This window comes from Candidatus Similichlamydia laticola, from assembly GCF_003339615.1.
Lineage (GTDB): Bacteria > Chlamydiota > Chlamydiia > Chlamydiales > Parilichlamydiaceae > Similichlamydia > Similichlamydia laticola.
Genome location: NZ_QQBG01000007.1, coordinates 1 through 17380 on the forward strand (window position 1 = coordinate 1; position 17380 = coordinate 17380).

Sequence of the window (17380 nt, forward strand, 5' to 3'; positions counted from 1 at the left end):
GGCGGTTGTTGTAATTCCCCCAAACTTCGCATTTTAGCCGGATGGTCCTATCCGTTATCTCCACGATCTGTACGGAACAGACAGCTCGTGCGTCATAGAGAGACCGGCCTTCCTTGAGAAGAGCGGAAGAAAAGTCTTGACGCAGTTTCCTGTAATTCAATAACCCGGACATTGCATTCCTCGGATACAAAATGAGGACAAAATTGCCCAAATGGGGTCCAGAGAGAAGCGTAGCGTGTACTGACATCGCGTATCGATGCGAGAGAAAACGAGCCTTACAATTCTTGCTTGTCAACCATGTTGCGCAAGATGGCACGCCCTCGCATAAAATGGAAGACTTACTACCAAAAAGACTTTTCTATTCGTTTTTAATACAGTTTAGGGATCTACTCTGAAACGACCTTTTGCAAATAAACCGAAGCTGGTCTAAAATTCGTCCCTCCTGGAGGAAGTTTCCTCCCAAAGTGTGGGTGTAGCTCAGCCGGTAGAGCGTCAGCTTCCCAAGCTGAATGTCGTGAGTTCGAACCTCATCACCCACTTCGGGCTTCTGGGGCACTCTTCGATGCGGGTATAGCTCAGTGGTAGAGCATCACGTTGCCAACGTGAGGGTCGTGAGTTCGAATCTCGTTGCCCGCTTCTTCGTTTACGATCGGATCCAAAGCTGTATCCCTCAGTCCTTTCTGTCGTCATGGATTTGTGCGTTGTCCGGTTTGGAAAGTTAATTTAGGAATAGAAAGTGAAGAAGAATGAAATGTCAGAGAACCGAGTAGACATCTTGTCCAAGGAAGTCCTTCCGAACTGTCTGTTGGAACTCGTTGTCTCTGTGCCTTCTTCTCTCGTGACTCTTTGCCGAGAAGAAGCCATTAACAAAATCGTTAAAACAGTTTCGTTACCAGGTTTTCGTAAGGGGCGTGTTCCCAGGCACCATGTTATGGATTCTTTTGGACAAAAGATTCAACTCGAATGGCAAGAGAGTCTGGCAAAACTGGTTGCTCAAGATGCTGTAAAGATCTTAGGAGTTCGCACTATCCCCCCTGTTATCTACAAATGGAAGAAATTAAGTGACACTTCGGACGCCGAATTGCAACTTTCCTTAGAAACTTATCCCCAAGACATATCAGTAGAAGCTTTGGATTTCTCCTCCTTGTCTCCCCCTCAGAGAAAGGAAGTCACAGACGAAGTGGTTCAGAACAAGATTGATGAGTATAGGGGCATCCTTGCCGAATGGGTCACTTTAGACGAAGATATCCCACTGAGCCCGGAGGATCGAATCAACTATCGCCTCCTTGCCCAAACAGGAGAAGAGGTAGGAAAAGGAAAGGGATGCCTCGTCAAAGAAATGGACCCTTGTTTGAGGGATGCTCTCCTGAAAATGGGAACCAGGGAAGGGGAAGTGAACCTGGCCCAAGATTGTTCTTCTCTCCCAGCTGGGGTATATCGTGTACATGTTTTGCAGGCCGATCGTAAGGACTTGCCTCCCCTTGATACGGCTTTTGCTCAGCGTTTTCATTTGCAATCGGTAGACGAACTAAGAAGCGAAATGAAAAAGCGGCTCCAATCCTCATTGGACTTTGACTATCTTGAAGAAGCGAAATCGGTTCTGCAAGACGCCCTTGTTGAGCAGCTCCTCTTTGAGCTGCCTCAATCCCTTCTCGAAAGGGAAGTGGAATCTCGCTCTTCATTTGCATCTAACCAGGGATTGACAAAGGAGGAAGTAGAGGAGCAAGCTCGACATGCTTTGAGGCTTTTCTTTTTCATTGAATCCATTGCCATCCAACATCGTATCCAGTTGACACCAGAGCATCGAGATTTTATTTGGTCACAGAATCCCCCAGGACCACAAGGGGAAAGTGGACGTCAAAGAATGGCTGCTCAGCTTATGCAGCACGAGGTTTTGCTTTTCCTTTTGCAACGAATTGGCTGGATCAACCCGAATTAACCTGTTATCCTCTTGTTCAGGAAGAGACTATTAGCTTTGAAATGCTGGTCTTTTTTTTACTCTACATGAGTAGAGTACAGTTCGAAACGATGTCGTTGAGGTGTGGAAAAAATGACTCTCGTTCCCTTTGTGGTGGAGGACACGGGCCGTGGAGAAAGGTCGATGGACATTTTCTCTCGATTGCTAATGGACAGGATCATTTTCATTGGTGGTCCCATTCAGGACCAAACGGCTAATCTCATTATCGCTCAACTACTCTTTCTTAAAATGGAAAATCCCAAGAAAGAGATCAGCGTTTACATCCATACACCCGGAGGTCAAATTACAGCCGGTCTTGCCATCCTGGACACAATGAATTTCTTAGAGTGTGACGTGGCAACATATTGCATTGGAATCGCAGCTTCTTTAGGAGCCTTGCTCCTTTCTGGTGGCACGAAAGGCAAACGTTTTTCTCTACCCAATAGCCGCATTATGCTGCATCAACCAAGCGGTGGTGTAGGAGGAACTTCAGCTGATATTGAAAGGCAAGCTGGAGAAATCGCCTTCTTAAAGAAGAGAGTTGCAGAAATGCTGGCAAAGAACACTCAGAAACCTCTTGAACAAATTCTGATCGATTCCGATCGCGATTTCTACATGAGTCCAGAAGAGGCTGTGACTTACGGACTGATTGACCGCGTCATTGAAAAACCCCTTCCCAAACAAGACGAAAAAAAGAACTCTTTGTAAGATCAACCATTTGTCTCAGGATATAGCATGGCCAACTGTTCATTTTGTGGGCAAGGAGAGGAAAACACAGAAAAGCTCATTTCCGGCCCTGACGTCTTCATCTGCGATCAATGCGTTCGTCTTTGTATGGGGCTACTAGATAAGAAGAGTCTTCCACAAATTCAAACTCTTCCGAAACCAAAGGAAATTAAGAGCCATTTGGACCGTTTCATCATTGGTCAAGAGTTGGCTAAACGCACCATCTCTACCGCTGTTTATAACCACTACAGAAGGGTTCATAATCTGTCCAAAGCGGAGCAGATGACAGGTCGCGTGCACTACGGCAAGTCTAATGTTCTGCTACTTGGTCCGACTGGATCTGGAAAGACGATGTTAGCAAAAACTCTTGCTTCAATTTTGGATGTTCCCTTTGCCATTGCTGATGCAACGACCTTAACAGAAGCTGGATACGTAGGCGAAGACGTCGAAAACATCATTTTGCGCTTGTTGCAAGCTGCTGACTTTGACGTGCCTCGCGCAGAATCTGGTATTATCTACTTAGATGAGGTGGATAAGATCCACGCCACAAAATCAAATGTTTCTATCACGCGTGATGTTTCAGGAGAGGGAGTCCAGCAAGCTCTTCTCAAAATTATCGAGGGAACAATAGCTAATATTCCTCCTAAAGGAGGTCGTAAGCACCCTAACCAGGAGTTCCTACGCGTCAATACGGATCACATTCTTTTCATTGCTGGGGGTGCCTTTATCCACTTGGATAAGATCATTGCTAAGAGATTAGGTCGAGGTAATATTGGGTTCCATCAAGATGATCTGCATTTGGTTCAAACAGAGTCAGAAAAAGTTTCGACTCTTCTTTTAAAGGTTCAGCCGGAGGATTTGATCCAATACGGAATGATTCCTGAGTTTGTAGGGCGATTCAATACTATTGTCTGTTGCAAGGAGCTTTCAGAGGAAGAGTTAGTCGATGTTCTAGTTCAGCCTGAAGGTGCAATCATCAAACAATACACACAAATGTTTGAAGATGAAAATATTGCCTTAGACGTGACTCCAGAGGCACTCAAGGCTATCGCCCAAAAGGCTCTTGCTGTTGGTACAGGAGCAAGAGGCCTAAGAACCATTTTGGAGAATGTCTTGCGCGATATTATGTTTGAAGCCCCGTCAGACGACACCATTGAAAAAGTAATTGTTGACCTAGAGACGATTCAAACGAATAGCTTGCCAAAAGTCATTCGGAAAACTGTTTCTGATCAAAATTAATAAAATTTTTGATTAATAAGTTCTTTGCCCGCTAAGATGGCCTAAGAGGCCCTGGTTCATTGGCCTCTGGTCAGGCGTCTTCCAAGCGCCCTTCCGACCCTCTTTTTTTAGTCGATTCCCTCTCTTGTTCTGCAGGTCGCGCCATGAGCTCTTCTACCCCTTCGTCGTCTTCTATTTCCAGTTGGACTATTGCTCCCGTGACGTTGGCCGAATATGCCAACGCTCTTTACGAAGTTGTCGAGCTCTTAAGAGCCTTCAACAGTCGTACATCTGTTCCTGATAACAGTGAAGTTCTCTCTCTCTCTCACCGTCTAAGCTTTCTAAATAAGAGCCTTCGTGACTGTGATGAGTGGGGATTAAGCTCTTCTAATCAGATCAAAAGTCAATGTCAGGCTGTCCAAGATTTTTTGGATCCAATTGAAACAGCTTATACAGAGGGAACCCCTTTCCCACAGATGTTGACTCTTTTGACAACACAGCTGTCCAATGCCTCCTTTGAAACAGCCCTAGCTACTGCCCTAGGTTCTCTCTCTCCCTTGTCGGAGGGAAACTTAGACATTCCCCCCGAAGAGGTCCTTTTCATTGAGACCTTTAGAAGATTCAATAATCGCAGTGACAGAATTTTGAGTAACCTAGGAGAAACTGTCAATGCAGCTTCTGATCTTCTAGAGGGTCTCAACTTATTGAATGAGGCCTGTACCTGGAATCCAGGACCTAAATATATCTCCCCCGAAGGATTTCTTATCAATCCAACACTAACGGACTCTTGGTACACCCTCTTCCTAGCACAGGCAGATGCCTCTAAAATTAAAGGCATCAGCCTTTTGAGGGGGATTGACTCTAGCGAGGTCTATCCAGAGGAAAGCAGCGAGTCTATTTACCTCAAAAAAATACTCAATAAGATAGATGCCTCTTCCGAGGAAGGAGGCTTCGGAGGCCTCATCAACGAATCCCTCGTCAAAAAGATGTGGGAAGACCAATCCTTTCAAGTTGATCTTCGTACAGCTATCGAGCTCGCTCTCAATATTAATGAACGCGCTCAACACGATGTCAACAAGATCCTCTTTGAGACTAAAGCCATTGCAGATGCAACAGCTAGTCTATTTGAAAATCAAAATCAGTCTCTTACCAGTGTAGCAAGAAGAATCAATAGGTAAAATGTGTCTACTATAGGCGATCCTTTTCTTGAAAAACCGGATCTATATCTCTTTAACGGCGATAAATCTGCCTTGAAGATGACGTTGGATCAATTGACCAGTCTGGGCAGTAGCTTCACTACAACAGGTGGCGTGCCTTCTGTAGGAGATTTAACAAAAACACACCACTTGTTACAAACGCTGAAACAAGTTCTTCTTTTCCGGAAAGAGGCAACCTTTTACGGCCTTGGATTTGACTCGGAGATCGACGCTGTTGTCGACTTGATCGACGACATCGATATCCCTAGCTATTCGACGACAGAACTCACAACCACTTTTGACCCTCTTCGACAAAACCTGATTACTGCACTTGGCACATTAAAGGATGAAGCGAACGACGCCGTTTCAAGACCTATTCTTAATGAGATCCTCTACTTTGACTATGCCCGTAACGGAGAAAACCTACTCAGCCAAGAAGTGAGCCGTTTAGGCGATGCCTTAGTCCTTCTGAGTGAAGTTTCCAAGGAATTGAATCGTATGGAAAGTATCCTGGCGATTAACCCTGGAAAGAGGTTTCTCAACGAGCGTGGAGAACTCATGATTACAGATAACGCCGGACCAACGGTAACAGCATCCTCTATCGGAACGAGCAGCGGTGGAAGCACCAACTTTTTCTATAACACAACACCCTTCACTACAGTAGAAAGACGTTATGTCGGCGGAACCCTTACAACCCTAAATGCTATGGCTGTTCTCAAGGACGCCACTGTTCGTCTGAAAGAGCTCCGTAACCAGCTCCCCTCGGAATCAGACCACTACAAAGCTTTGTCAGAGGTTTTGTCCGTTGTGGACACAGACTATGACATTACTACCTGGAATACATCTTCCGAGAGCCTCTGGGCAGACCGAATTGGAGGAAGGGAAGCAGAAGGAGAACTCTACTGGAGGACAACATTCGATGCTGGTTCCGAACCTCGTAACTTTGCTCGACTGTATATGGATAATGAATTTCGCAAGGCCATTTCGGACGCACTCTCTGTTATCCAATCCCAAAATGATATCCAGAAACAAATCTTGTCTAAGGCTCTCTTTCTCTACCAAGAGTTCATCAAGTCGTCCGCTGCTCTTCTCGACATGACTTTCAAATGTTCCAAAAGTGTCGCCCAAAAAATTGCAAGGTAGGATCGCGCTATGTATCCAGAGTTTGATACGAAAATTTTAAATAAAAGCCCCTACCTTGGAGAAAATCATCGTCAATTTGTTGAGCAACCCACTTATCCGTTCTCCTCAGAAACACCTACGTTAGAAATCGAGGGTGAAGAGGTAGTCTGTCTACATGCTGTTCCTTTATGGGATTTTATGATGGACAATATCTTCCCAGGCTTGTCTCAAGAAGAGTTCAATGCGGAGAAGGCCAAGGTTCTAGCTGTCGACTCTAATGCTCAGACCATTTACGAACGTCTGTTCTATGCCATGCTGGAAGACATTTATCTTTCTGTCTTCGAAGGAAGAGACGATACGACAAATGACCAACAATTTACTCTAGATCAATTTCAAGCACTTGACGAAAACGAAAAAGATATCCTTTTTCAATCCTATCTCACCACACGCTTTCATGGAACAAGCAAGCTGCCGAGCGACCAGCGTCTTCTCACTAACCTCGAATTGCGAGCATCTAACATGCGTATCTGGGCATCTTATGCTTTGATGAGAAGTTTAGAACAGATTCAGAGACATACCATTAACACAGGTCGACTTGCTACGCGTAATGCTCAAACAGCACAATCTATCTCTACAGAGATGATAGACCCAAAGTACTCTTATCGTCCCTTACTTAACTCATCTGATTATGAAGGACAGCATAGAAATCAAAGAAACTCAAAGCTATTGGAAGACCTGAAAACCTTTCGTCTTGTGATACAAAAAAAAGTCGATCGTTCTTCTGCCGAGCTTACAAAAGTCAATAACGATGCGGAAATCTTTTCTAATTTCATTAGTAAACTGTTTGAAACAGACTTGAATATGGTCCGTGGACTGTTCTCCTAACATTTGAGGTAAAATTATGGCTATTACTTTGAACCAGCTACCCGAATGGAGCGAATTTCAAAAAAAAGGCTTCTATGCTGACTTCACTGTGGTCATTGATCCAGAGCCTACTGCAAGAGCACTCTGGGATGTCTTCGTTGATGAAGAGCTGACAGAACTAAAAGATATCAACGGCTTCATTACAGATGACCAACAAGAACTCGACCTCTCCAAAATTTTCGCCTACAAAAGTGCCGGTATGGATTACCACGCTAAAAGTGTCTTTAAAAAGAATTTACTCTATTTCTTTGGAACACACCTTCATAAAACGACTTCTACCATATCACCAAGAATAGGCATAACAAGCTTAAGCGAAAAATTTAGAGACTACCTAGAGTCCTCAGAAAGACCAGACGAGCTCAAAGCAAGACAAAATATCATACCAGTCTTTTGGGCTTGGCAACTTCTGCTTGAGGTCATGAAACATACACAAAAAACGACTCTAAATAAAGCCAACGCCTCCGTTCTTTTTGCCCTAGGGGAGGAAAATGCGGTTAACAAGATGGGTCAAATCGAATTCGAGCTTCAAACGAGTGATACTGACTACGAGACCATTAAAGACAATATGGATGCACAGCAAGAGTCTGAAAATCACAGAAACTGGAGATCTATCATCGGGAAAAGCACCTCTCAGTACCAGAACGATGTTCAAACAGCATCAGACTCCCGAGCACAATTCTCTCAGCTCGCAACCAAGCTTGTCCAAGAGATGGAATCCATGGCTTCCGCAATTACCCGTATAGGATAGAGCATGCCTTCTTATATCAACTGGGATAACATCACTGTTCGTCCCAGAACAGAAACAATTGAAGGAATTGGAAAATTCAAAACTTCAGGTTTTCCCGTTCTTTCAGATAGCACTCTTGCCTCCATACAGTCCAATTGGATTGGGAACACAGGAACAACCATTCACTACGACTACATTCGTCATTTTTCTGATTTCTTCTTCGCACAATTTTACCCTTTCATATCCAACGCATTCTACAGCGGAATGGAGCCAGATTTAATTGAAGGGGGACCAAATATCTCTCGCAATAGTTTTTTCGATAAAAGACTAATAGAAGCACTCGTAACATGGTCGACCACGCTGGACGCAACCCAACTCAGCCAATTACAATCCTTCGTTCTTCCAGAAGAACGTGTCATGGTTTACGTTAACAATTTTGCAAACTTTTTAGAAGAATCATCGAACGCGGCCATCCAACGTCTCCGAATCATACAAGAAAACGTCATCTTTTACTGTCTAGATCGTCTCATAGACACCATGAAGCAAACACAAGAGACCCAATATAGATACAGTCTAGACACAATTAAATATTATCTCTCTATGCAAAATGCTCAAACTGGACTCGAGTCGATTGACTTGCCAGCTGTCCAACAATCTGCAGTAGATGGACGAATTCCAGATCCTGAATCTGTTGGAGCTCAACAAGCAGCCTTGCTTGAAAGAGAAAAGAAAAAACAGGCCTTTAATCTATCAAAAGATAGGTCACGACAGATTGAAACAAACTTGCAGTTTGCTCAAGAAAACACGAAGCAATTTCAAAGTACTTTCCTCAGTCTCTTCGAAAGGCAAAAAACAGTTTTGGAAGTTTTGTTACGGTTCTAATATGTTGGAGAACATCTTATCTTACCTACACCCATCTGAAAGTTCGGCCGAGCAGTTGCGTCTCCTATTTAGGCTCTTTGCGGAACAAGATTTTTCAACGCAAAAGGATGAACAACCCCCGTTACCTCAAGATGAGATCTACGAAGAGTTTTCACAAAAGCTTGCACAAGCTATCGGCTTGGTCTACGAAAAGGGCGTTCTTTTCAAAGATGCACTTGGACTTTCCGAAGAGAATATGGAAGCTTTTTATGCTTGGGGCTTTCAACTTTTCGAAAAGAAACAGTTTAGTGAAGCCTTTCAGCTGTTTAATATTCTCGTCATTCTAGATCCTATTCAATGGAAATATCGGTATGCTCTAGCTACTACCTTACATAGGCAGAAAAACTATAAGGATGCCGTCAAAGCGTATCTCATGTCTGTCATGTTAGAACCAGCACGCTATATCCCTCTTCCGCACTATCATGCAGCAGACTGTTATATCCAGATGCAAGATTTTTGTTCCGCTATTGTCATGCTTGACCTGTGCATGAAACATTGTGACCCGGATTCTTCCGAACATCAAATTATTTTAGAACGCGCTGAAGTCCTAAAAAAAGCTCTAGAAGAGAAGTGGTCATATCCAATCAAGGGATAAAGGAGAGCCCTGTGTCTCAACTCTACGTTTTTCCTACTACCCAAGAGAACAGTAAAAAGGATTTTGAAAAAGAACTTAGAATGCAAAAAAAGTTCTATTCAGAAACCCAAATGCACTCTGCTTTAATGGACATTGGCCTTACCCCAGCACAGAGAGAAAAACTCTACCTTTATGGCGCAGATGGGCTTGGAGAACAAGCAGAAGAGGTAAGACGACTTCTCAAAGGCCAGAACATTTCTTCTGGATCAATAGACGCTCTGTTTTCTGCTAAAAACAATACGAACTCTTTTGGAGAAGATGAACTCATCCTCTCTCCACGTCCAACATCACCTTCCTTCTCTTTAAGTGCTTTTGCTGGAGCTGTGGCAGAGGCTATGTCTGCCCTGTCACGCATTCGTTCCAAAAATGAAATAATGGACGCGGAAGCAACTGTGAATAGGCTACAGGCCAGTGTTGCTGTTATGAAAGAGAAGATTCAAGATATGAAAGCATCGGCAGAAGTAGCAAGAAACGATGCTAAAATAACTGAAAATGCCATGAAAGAGATGAAACGTCTTCAAGCTCTCATGGCTATATTTGGAATCTTTATTGCTATTCTCATGGCTATTTTGACTGCTATCGTAAGCATTTTTACAGCTGGTATTGGAACAGCTCCTATGGTAGCTGCAACGACAGCAGCAGTAGCTGGTGGTATCGGAGGAGTAGTTACTAGTTCTCTTGCTCTTTCGGATGCACTAAGAACAGACGGAAAATCTTGGATCAACGACTTAGCCGCACAATTTGTCGGAAAAGAGAGCCCTCATAATAGTGCTGAAAAGAATGCAGAGATTAGAAAAAAGACAGAATTTTTCAAAACATCTCTTTCTGTCCTCAACGCCTTTTTTCAAGCTATTCTGGCGATCCTTTCCTTCGGAGCTGCTGCGGCAGCTTCCATTACTAACACGATTGCAAACCAAACAATCAAAGTCATGCTCAGGACCATAAACGAACTGATCATGAAAAATCTTTTTAAATTTCTCTCCTCCTTGGCAAGCATCCTTGCTAACTCAACTCTAACTATCTTTACAGGTTTAATGGAATCAGGTGCCTTGGCGCGTTCCTTGGGTGGTGATCGAACAGCCAACTCTCTTATTGAGTCGACCATAGCCAAGAAAGAAGCTCGTATCAAACAGCTGAAAGCCAGCCAATTTTATAGAGATCTTGTATCAGAAAAGGGAGCAGCACAAGCCGATAAAGAAGTAGAACACTTGGCTGAACAAGAGCAAAAAGCCCTTTTAAAGGGTGATATTGACACTGTCGTGGCTCTTCGAGCCAAGTTCATGGGTTTAGGATCTAACTTAGATTCGTCTCTGAGAAAACATCTTGAAGAAGATGCACGAGTTTCTATGCAATACACCTCATACCGTGCCAAGAGTCATTATGATCATCTCATCGCGGAAATTAGTCAGGATCATCAAAAACTGATGATGGGCATTATGGCCGCTATAGGTATCTTCAGCATGTTGGCATCCATTGCCTCCTCTGCTGTCAATTTCGACACCCCAAACAGCATAGGCACTGTTCCCCCTCTTCCTACAAAACCTAATTCTCTTTTTAAACCCTTTGCCTCTGAACCTTTTGTCAAAAAAATGGAAGCTGTGGACCCTAAGAAATTTGTCCGAGGGGCACAGGGATTACAATTCATAGGATCTCTCGCTCAAACAGCTACTCGAGCGGGTGTCTCCATCAAACAATCTGCATCGGAATCACGCGTCATCGAAGAGCAAAAAAATGCTAAGAGACAAATAAGTCGTCTTCAACAAGAGCTGATGCGCCAAGAATTCGAATTTTTTCTTACTCGACTGATGGCAGAAGGTGCCTTTCAAATCCAAGAGGCTCACGTTGAAAGCGTCAAAAAAATAGGCCAAGCCTTTTCTGACTTCTGGAGAACAGCAGACCAAACTTTTTCCGTCGGTATTCGCACACGCGTCTAAAACTAGAATTCAACCTTTTTTTGCACTATGAATCCAGATCAAAACACTTCTCTTCCCACACAGAAGTCCTTTTCAATTTCATCTGCTTTACGCGCCTTAGCTCAAGGCATTACGGGCCCTGATGGGTCAGTGACCATGACCAAAGAGCAAGTGAACAAACTCGTCAAGGAAGGAAAGGTCTCTGTCCAGCCGGACGGAACTTACAGGCTAAATGTTACAGCGCCCTCCCTCTCCTCTACAACGCAAGCAGCACTTCCCGACTCTTTCAGGATCTTACAGTCTGATAGATTAGATCCAGCAAATCGAACGCAAACTCTTGAGCGTCCTAGTACAATCCAAACGACAAAAGCAGCAACATTACAAACTATCAACGCTGAACCAGCTCCACCTTCCATTGCAAGTGACCAAGCTAATCCTTATTTAGAGAGTGCCTCTGGGGCAAGGATCCGTAATGCCCTCATGACAGCTTATGCCTTACAAGCAGAAGTCGCTAACTTGATGCGACATGAACAAGCCGAATTTAACAAGGCTATTTGGGAGTCAGCTTTATCACAAGCCCGAGGCATTCGCCTGACAACCCAAGGAAAGACATTGGGACTTCTAGCAAGTGCTACCGCGGCTACAGCTACGGCTACGGGCTTAATTGCCCAGGGCACCTTCACCATGATGAACAAGATGCGAGCCGTCGACATGAAAAATGAAGCGGAACGAATTCGTGCCAAGATGAATACCTCTTCTGAAGAGAAAACATCACGTAAGCAACAGTCAGAAACATCCTCCCCCACTCTGGCCAGAACTGAACGAAGAAAAGCCTCTAAGAAGACGGGAGGAAAAGGGCAACTAGAAATAGAGCTGCAACGCCAGGAGAGTCAACGCCTCGATATTTCTCTAGAACGTGATGTTACTTCATCTCCTGCTCAAAGAGCTCGAGGTGGCTCGACATCAGAAGAGAGTGTCCGTGTGAAAAGGTCTTCTGGCCCTAATCTAGCTGCATTGGAACGCGCACAAGCCTTAGAGAGAGAGGCCGCACGTTTAGAGATGGGTATTGAAGGGATGAAGGCCGTGTCGGGCGTACAACAAAACCTCGCTGCAGCCGTTCGAGACGGAACCAAGATCATCGGAACCAAACAGGAAGAGGCTGGACGTATCGTAGAGCTTTACTCTCAGACATTACAGCGGGTTTTGGAGCAAGGATCTCAACAAGCACAAGCTCAAACAAAAGAGGCAGACGAGCATGCTAAGCAGCTTTTACAGATTGTCTCCTCTAAGGCTAAGGCTCAAACATCGATGGGTCAAACTCTTTGGAAAATCTAATTCAATGATGAGGTCTTCTCATGCCTGAAACAGTGAAAAAAGTATCTGCACAGCCCAATGCAGATGCAGTACAACAATCTGTGGCCAACTTTTCAGCCGATGTACGAGACGCCCTTGAGCAGGATCAGAGACGCTCTGTGGGTGATCGTATTGCAGTCGAAAAAAACTTCCAATCCTTCGGAATCCTTGACACAACAGCTAGCGAATCTGTTCCCAATGGTCAAGTCCAAAACGTTATTCGCCAAACCCCAGCCAAGTCTGTTTCTACACTAGCACCAAACTATTTAGCAGAGAGTGATGTAGCAGCCGTTTTTACGGCTTTAGAAAAGGTATTTTCTTCTAAGCTCATTGTCACAGGTAAGCTCTCCGCCTTCAATAAGGATGCTCTTGACCGATACTCCGAGTCCATGAAAGCGAAAATTCGCCAAAATCAAGTCGAACTCGAAGCCGAAATTGATAAGATGACGGCCCAACAAACAGCGCTACATATGGCCACAGTAGGAGCCGCTATTCAACTAGCCTCCACACTTCTTTCTGTTGCGGGATCTGTCTTGAATCAAGTTTTAACTCGTCCAGACAGCACGCGTGTACAGGAAGTCAGAAATGCCCCTCCTCGTTTTGGAGCCTCTCGAACAGGACGAGAAATCCCAGCAGATGAAACACCAGGAGAGGCAAATGTCTTTGTCCCTGGACCAGATCAGGCTGAACCAGCTCCTGATACGAGAATCGATACAAGAAAACCCTCTGGACAACTTGAAATTACTCTAGAAAGCGAAGAAAACATCGACCCAGTTAGCCCCCCAATAGTTCAACAGCTTGAAGAACAACTTGAAATCGTACTTAATCAAGATCTAGGTCCAGTGTCACCAGAACAACAGGTTGAAAACAACGTTAGTGAGCTACGCGAACAAGTCAAGACGACATCCCTAGATTTGAAAGACAGAATTCAACTTGCTTTGTCTGGACTTCAAACAGCAGGCCAAGCCCTCGGAGGTATGGTGAGTCAAATCGGGCAAGCACAAGCTGCAGAGTTGGAGGCTCAAGCCTTAGAAACTCAAAAAAATGCTCGTCAAGCAACCGCTGCTCTGGACGGGTATATCCAGTTGATTCAGGCTGCTATCAAGGGTGTTGGTAAAGATCAGAAAACTGTTTTGGAAGAAGCAGGTTCGATTGTTTCTATTATCGAGGACCGCGCTTCGACCATGAAAGAGGCTTCGATGAGGGTCTTCCGAGCTTAAACCCCCTCCTCTTGTTATGTCAAATCTACCTACGCAGGACGCTTCCAAAGCCTTATCCCCGTCATACCCCCCTCTCTCTCAAGTCGGTCAAGGTGACTTTTTTGAAAGGCTCCATTCTTTTTCTGAATCAGAAAGAATAGAAGCCCTTCTTGCGTCCGGCCTGCTTTCCTTTGACCCTGTCCAGGGACAATACTTCTTTACTATTCGAGAAGTGGCAGATCCCATCAAAACAAAGAAAATCGAGGGACAGAAAAAGGGGGTTAGTCTTAGGGAAGAGCTTTATCAAGACAAGCTGATTTCAAGCCCTCCCTCCTCTTCTATTCTCTCGATCAAGCAGCCTGCACCTCCACGTGGAGTCAATTTAGAAGCAGAACACGCCCTATTTGGTGACCCACCACTCCCGATTCTAGAAAAGCCAAATGCATATTTTTCTGGAAGCAGCTTTGGACAGCTCTCGTCCATTTTGCGCCATCTTGCCGAAATCAGAAAAAGAATCCTTCAAGAGGAAAATGAGTTTTTTCTCAAAGCAGCTCAGCAAGTGATTGCAGCAACGGATGCCCGCCTCTCAGCGATTGAAAAGACGTTTCAAGGAGAGATCGCTCTTGCACAAGCACGTTATACAAGTGCCATCGTAGCCATTGTAGGTTATGCTCTCTCCTTAGCTGCTCTGTCCATTGCAACAGCTGGTGCTCTCTTTGACCGAAAGCCTCCAAAAACGCAACTAAAAACAGAGTCCAAGAAACAGAAGATTCTTCCCTCCACCAAACAGAAGAAAGAAGAGCCTGAACTCGACATCGACCTTCACAAAGAAGATGACCCTGCTCCTGATCTTGAAATTCAGCTCTCAAAAAAACAAACCGATAACCTAACTATTGAATGGCAACGAGAAGACCAAAAACAGGACACTCACCCTCCTATCGATAGTCAAATTAAAATCGAACAGAGACAAAAGGACTTTAATAAGCGGCAAGCTGTATGGACAGCTTTGCTAGATCCTTCTATTATGCCTCTTTTTGTTCAAGCTGTAGGAGAAGTGGCTACGGCCGTTAAGGACGGCATGAGTGTACAAGCCGTTCTTCTAGAAGGGCAAGGCAAAGCCAGAGAAGTTTTGGCAGAAACATGGCAAAAATTTTCCTTAAAAGAGCTTGAACAACTCGAAAAGGATAGCACAGAAAATAGAGAAGAAATTTCGGCTCTCCTGTCAGTTGCAAGAAGGCTCAGCCAATTGTCTAGCCAAATAGGTGCTTGGAGCATTCGAGTATAATTTTACAAAAAAAATGTAAAAAAATCATTTGATTGATATAGGTACGTCTTGAGTGCCTGAAGGTACAACAGCTACCCCAACTCATCTGGATCTCCCGAAAGAAATCGGGTAACTCGAAAAGCAAAGAAGCAATTTCGTTCAGGTCAACAGTTTGAGACTATAATCTGGTGTAGTATGATCGAGCGCCTGTTAGCTATGCTCTCAGCGGATTTGGACGATCCCGATATGATTGAACATGTAAATCGTCTGGAGTGGCAGATCCACTTCGAGGACGACGTCTCAGTCGATTTGCGGTGTGTGGATGAAAGTCTCTTGTTTCAGGTGTCGGTCACTGGTGTCTCGCGGCCTAGTACAAGTCAGCTAATAGACATCCTCTCAGCCAATTGTTTAGGACTTGGAACGTTAGGAAATGTTCTCTGTTTTGACAAAGAAGGAACAACGCTTCTCTTGACAAGACTAGAACCTGTATCTGTCGCTTACAGAGAGTTTCTGGACGCTCTGAAAGATCTTATTTCTGCAGCGTCTTTTTGGAGGCAGCGTTTAGCATGAATCCGATTAGGCTTTTAGCATATTCGATCTTACATGGCTCTTGAAGCTACTCAGAGAACACTTCTGACAACTGACGCAACAGCTTGCAGTGATAGACTGCAGTAGAACGGTGGTAAGATGAATGGCAACGAATCGAGCAGAACAATCAAAGATGAGTGAAGAAGAGCACTCTTCCTCACGAAAAGAGGACTCTCCACTCCTTCCTCCAGAAAAGGAAGGAGCCCCTTCTGAGGCCGATCTGAAGGTAACGGACTCTTCTCAAGAGTTTAATCTTCAAGACTTCATCTTTTCTCCTTTCTCTCTTGAACCTCGGGCAGAGGTTTGGGCGCTTCATGTCTTAGACGGTCCCAATAACGGAGCTCAAAGTTTTCTAGAATCGGGTCGTGACTACTTCATTGGTCGTGATGCAACTGTTTGCGATATCGTCTTGCTCGATCCCCGCATCTCGAAAAAGCATCTGCTCCTTTCAATCAGACAGGACCATCGAGCCTTTATACAAGATCTTTCGAGCACAAACGGAGCAACGGCAAATGGAAAGCCGTTAGAAGGAGAAGAGGAAATTGACGGAAGTCTTGTTATTGGATTGGGATCATCTTCCGTTCTTATTGTCAATACGCAGGCCCCTCAAAAAACAGTGGTCTTGCCCTCAGAGGAAGAGCTGCGAGACATTCTAAGACGCTCAACAGGTGAAGTTGTTCTTCCGGATGCAACAACGTTGAATCTAAAACGATTCAAGCATCTTTTGCTTGGCATCTTGACAAGTACCCTCTTACTGGTCTTTTCTCTCATTCCTAACGGGGAGGTCGAGTTCGATCGACCCCCTGTCGATCTTGCCCAGTTGGAAGAAGTACTTTCAGACAAGAGCTTTGGATACGAATTCAGAGAGGAACGCAGAGAAGTTGTCCTTTCAGGGCACGTCCACAAAGAAGAAGAACGCTTTAAGGTTTTATCTCAATTAAGTGAGCTTCCCTTTGTAGAGAAGATTGATGCACAGCGCCTCATTATCGATGAGCTCCTCTGTCGTGAATTCAATATTGTCCTTATCCCTCAATGGCCAGGAGTTATTCTAACCTGTCCTGTCCCTGGAGAATACCTTATAGAAGGGTTTGTAGAGACCAAGGAAACTTTTGAAGAACTGCAACTCTACCTTCAGCTTAATTTTCCCCTCACGAATCAGATCAAAAACCAAGTTATTGTAGAGGAGGAGCTCCTGGAACAGCTCAATGCCGACCTACAGGAAGTAGGTCCTAACCGACTAGCTGCAGAATTAATCGATGGAGAACTTATTGTTGCTGGGACGATCTTTCAAGAAGAAGAAGAAAAAATTGACGAAATCATCAAGAGATTTCAAGAAAAAAGTCGTTACAAAGTTGTACGCAAAGGACTTGTTAGCCAATCTGCAAAGGATAGTGCTACTGGGCTCTCAGAAAGTGATAACCTGGACTCGCTCAATCTGTCTCAAGACATCTCTGCACGTTACCCCGTTTCAGGATATGTTAAGAAAGATGGTGATTACCAAATCTACCTGCAAGGGAAAGCCTATAAAGTAGGTGATATACTGGATGGAATGAAGATCTTGTCTATCGAGAAAGGGACAATCTTGCTCGAAAATGAACTCGGATTGTTTAAAATATCCTTTTTTTCCAAGTAGACAAC

At 44.4% G+C, this 17380-nt stretch carries 16 protein-coding genes and 2 tRNA genes; 17 read left to right on the forward strand and 1 reads right to left on the reverse strand.

Annotated features, from left to right (window positions below):
* A partial coding sequence (locus HAT2_RS03950) for a hypothetical protein (RefSeq protein WP_220253859.1) occupies positions 1-247 on the reverse strand: 247 nt, incomplete at its 3' end.
* Positions 248-466: 219 nt separating this feature from the next.
* Between HAT2_RS03950 and HAT2_RS00265 the strand changes: the two genes are divergently transcribed.
* The 17 genes from HAT2_RS00265 to sctD all read left to right on the forward strand — a co-directional run bounded on the left by HAT2_RS00265 (position 467) and on the right by sctD (position 17375).
* A tRNA-Gly gene (locus HAT2_RS00265) sits at positions 467-539 on the forward strand.
* 25 nt (positions 540-564) lie between these two features.
* Positions 565-636: transfer RNA gene (locus HAT2_RS00270), tRNA-Gly, on the forward strand.
* Between the two features lie 115 nt (positions 637-751).
* Positions 752-1939, forward strand: coding sequence for a trigger factor (locus tag HAT2_RS00275; RefSeq protein WP_114544051.1), 1188 nt, complete (start codon positions 752-754; stop codon positions 1937-1939).
* Between the two features lie 111 nt (positions 1940-2050).
* Entirely contained in the window at positions 2051-2665 is a 615-nt protein-coding gene (locus tag HAT2_RS00280; RefSeq protein WP_114544052.1) for an ATP-dependent Clp protease proteolytic subunit, read from the forward strand.
* 27 nt (positions 2666-2692) lie between these two features.
* The gene (clpX, locus tag HAT2_RS00285; RefSeq protein WP_114544053.1) at positions 2693-3922 is read left to right on the forward strand and encodes an ATP-dependent Clp protease ATP-binding subunit ClpX; all 1230 of its coding nucleotides are present in this window, start codon (positions 2693-2695) and stop codon (positions 3920-3922) included.
* A 59-nt stretch (positions 3923-3981) separates the two neighbouring features.
* Positions 3982-5079 carry a hypothetical protein gene (locus HAT2_RS00290; RefSeq protein WP_114544054.1) on the forward strand — a complete coding sequence of 366 codons (1098 nt, stop codon included), beginning with the start codon at positions 3982-3984 and terminating at the stop codon, positions 5077-5079.
* Positions 5080-5082: 3 nt separating this feature from the next.
* Entirely contained in the window at positions 5083-6240 is a 1158-nt protein-coding gene (locus HAT2_RS00295; RefSeq protein ID WP_114544055.1) for a hypothetical protein, read from the forward strand.
* Positions 6241-6249: 9 nt separating this feature from the next.
* Entirely contained in the window at positions 6250-7104 is an 855-nt protein-coding gene (locus HAT2_RS00300) for a hypothetical protein (protein ID WP_114544056.1), read from the forward strand.
* 16 nt (positions 7105-7120) lie between these two features.
* Positions 7121-7891, forward strand: a complete 771-nt coding sequence (locus tag HAT2_RS00305) for a hypothetical protein (RefSeq protein WP_114544057.1) — start codon at positions 7121-7123, stop codon at positions 7889-7891.
* Between the two features lie 3 nt (positions 7892-7894).
* Positions 7895-8752: a hypothetical protein gene (locus HAT2_RS03800; protein ID WP_181860261.1), complete on the forward strand. Its 858-nt coding sequence runs from the start codon at positions 7895-7897 to the stop codon at positions 8750-8752.
* A 1-nt stretch (position 8753) separates the two neighbouring features.
* The gene (locus HAT2_RS00310; protein ID WP_181860262.1) at positions 8754-9386 is read left to right on the forward strand and encodes a SycD/LcrH family type III secretion system chaperone; all 633 of its coding nucleotides are present in this window, start codon (positions 8754-8756) and stop codon (positions 9384-9386) included.
* Between the two features lie 11 nt (positions 9387-9397).
* On the forward strand, positions 9398-11359 hold the full coding sequence (locus HAT2_RS00315; protein WP_114544059.1) for a hypothetical protein: 1962 nt from the start codon (positions 9398-9400) through the stop codon (positions 11357-11359).
* A 27-nt stretch (positions 11360-11386) separates the two neighbouring features.
* Positions 11387-12673 (forward strand): hypothetical protein, encoded by a 1287-nt coding sequence (locus HAT2_RS00320; protein ID WP_114544060.1) that lies wholly within the window; start codon positions 11387-11389, stop codon positions 12671-12673.
* A gap of 20 nt (positions 12674-12693) precedes the next feature.
* Entirely contained in the window at positions 12694-13911 is a 1218-nt protein-coding gene (locus tag HAT2_RS00325) for a hypothetical protein (RefSeq protein WP_114544061.1), read from the forward strand.
* 16 nt (positions 13912-13927) lie between these two features.
* Positions 13928-15175 (forward strand): hypothetical protein, encoded by a 1248-nt coding sequence (locus HAT2_RS00330; protein ID WP_114544062.1) that lies wholly within the window; start codon positions 13928-13930, stop codon positions 15173-15175.
* A 174-nt stretch (positions 15176-15349) separates the two neighbouring features.
* A complete protein-coding gene (locus HAT2_RS00335; protein WP_114544063.1) occupies positions 15350-15724 on the forward strand; it encodes a type III secretion system chaperone in 375 nt (124 codons plus the stop codon).
* A gap of 121 nt (positions 15725-15845) precedes the next feature.
* Positions 15846-17375 (forward strand): type III secretion system inner membrane ring subunit SctD, encoded by a 1530-nt coding sequence (gene sctD / locus HAT2_RS00340; protein WP_114544064.1) that lies wholly within the window; start codon positions 15846-15848, stop codon positions 17373-17375.
* Positions 17376-17380 lie beyond the last annotated feature (5 nt).